Genomic DNA, 1,477 nt, shown 5'->3' with positions numbered 1-1,477 from the left:
CATGGTGCGCTCCCTCCGTGGTTGGGCGGCTCAGGCCGCGGTGCGGACTCGTACGAGGTGGCGGGCGTAGGCCTCGGTGGTGAGGAAGGCGGGCCCGGCCGGCCCGGCGGCCTCTCCGGCGCCGGACTTCTTCCTGAACGCGGGCTTCTTCATCGCGGGCTTCTTCATCGCGGGTCAGTTCCCCGATCCGTGCTGGTGCGGGTACCGGCCGGGGCCGTTGGGGTCGTTCGGGTCGTAGTAGGGCTCGCCGCCCTGCTGCCCGGGCAGCCAGGGCTGCTGCGGCTGCTGCGGCTGCTGCTGGCTGCCGTCGTACCCCTGGGCGTCGTAGCCGTACGGCTGCTCGGCCTGGTACGGCTGCTGCTCGTAGCCCTGCTGCTGGTAGCCCTCGTAGCCGTGGCCGTCGTACGTCCGGCCGCCGTACGGCGCGGCGACCGGCTGCTGGGCCGCGTACTGGTCGTAGCTGTACGGGTCGGCCTGCTGGTACGCCTGGTACGGGTCGGTGAACTGCTCGGCGTCCTGGATCGCGGCGGCCGCCTGGACGGCTCCGGTCACCGGCTCGCCGACCGGCTGCGCCGGGATCGCGCCCGGCCGGTCGTACACCCCGGACTCGTCGTCACCGCCCTCGGCGCCGTCCGTGCCCTCGCCGCGCTCCGCCATCCGGCGGGCCCGGCGGCTGCCGGGGGCGGGGGCCTGCGCCTGGGCGGCGGCGGCCAGCGCCGCAGCGGCGACCGCCTCCTCGGGCAGGTCGTCGTCCTTGTGGCTGCGGCGGCCGGGCAGGGCCAGCACCAGGATGGTGAGGCCGAGCAGCACCTGGGCCCAGATCCAGCCGGTGTGGGCGGCGCCGTCCTCCCGGGTGACGGCCAGCTTGCCGCCGGCGGCCGGGAGCTTGAAGCCCTGCGCCCAGCCGTCGACGGTGGTGGGCTCCAGCGCGGTGCCGTTCACGGTGGCCTTCCACTCCGGGGCGGCGGACTCGGCGAGCCGCAGCACCCGGCCGTCGGGGCCGGCCGGGACGGTGGCGGACAGGTCGCGGGCCCCGGACGGGACGACCACCGGGGCCGCGCCCGGGGCGGTGATCACCGCGCGGACCGCGGGGGTGCCGTTGACCTGCCAGAGCGCGGCGGCACCGTCCTGGTTGGCCTTGACCAGGCCGGGGGTGGTGTCCAGGACGTCCTTGTAGACGTCGATCACCGGCTGCTGGACCAGCACGTAGGCGATGCCGTAGCCGGCCAGGGCACTCGCCTGGTCGGCGCCGGAGCCGGCCAGCAGGCTGCCGACCATCTTGTTCAGGCCGTCCTGGGTGCCGGTCGCCGGGTCGGTGGTGGACTCGGCCTGGCCGAGCGTCAGACCCGCGCCGCGCAGCACGGTGTAGCGGACCGAGCCGCCCGCCGGGCTGCTGGACCGCCTGGCCGAGCGAATACGGACGGACGGCGAGGCGGACTTCGCCTCCGTGGTCGCCGAGCAGCTGCCGATCGGCACC

At 75.8% G+C, this 1,477-nt stretch carries 1 protein-coding gene and 1 pseudogene; both read right to left on the bottom strand.

Features of this window, described 5'->3' with window-relative positions:
- Nucleotides 1-30: 30 nt before the first annotated feature.
- Nucleotides 31-168 (bottom strand): hypothetical protein, encoded by a 138-nt coding sequence (locus AB0E96_RS41105; RefSeq protein ID WP_359831942.1) that lies wholly within the window; start codon nt 166-168, stop codon nt 31-33.
- Nucleotides 169-174: 6 nt separating this feature from the next.
- Nucleotides 175-1,477, bottom strand: a pseudogene (locus AB0E96_RS41100) (family 2 glycosyl transferase); the annotation flags it as partial.

The sequence above is a fragment of the Kitasatospora sp. NPDC036755 genome, from assembly GCF_040636595.1.
Lineage (GTDB): Bacteria > Actinomycetota > Actinomycetes > Streptomycetales > Streptomycetaceae > Kitasatospora.
This window is presented reverse-complemented; position numbering and strand designations above follow the sequence as displayed.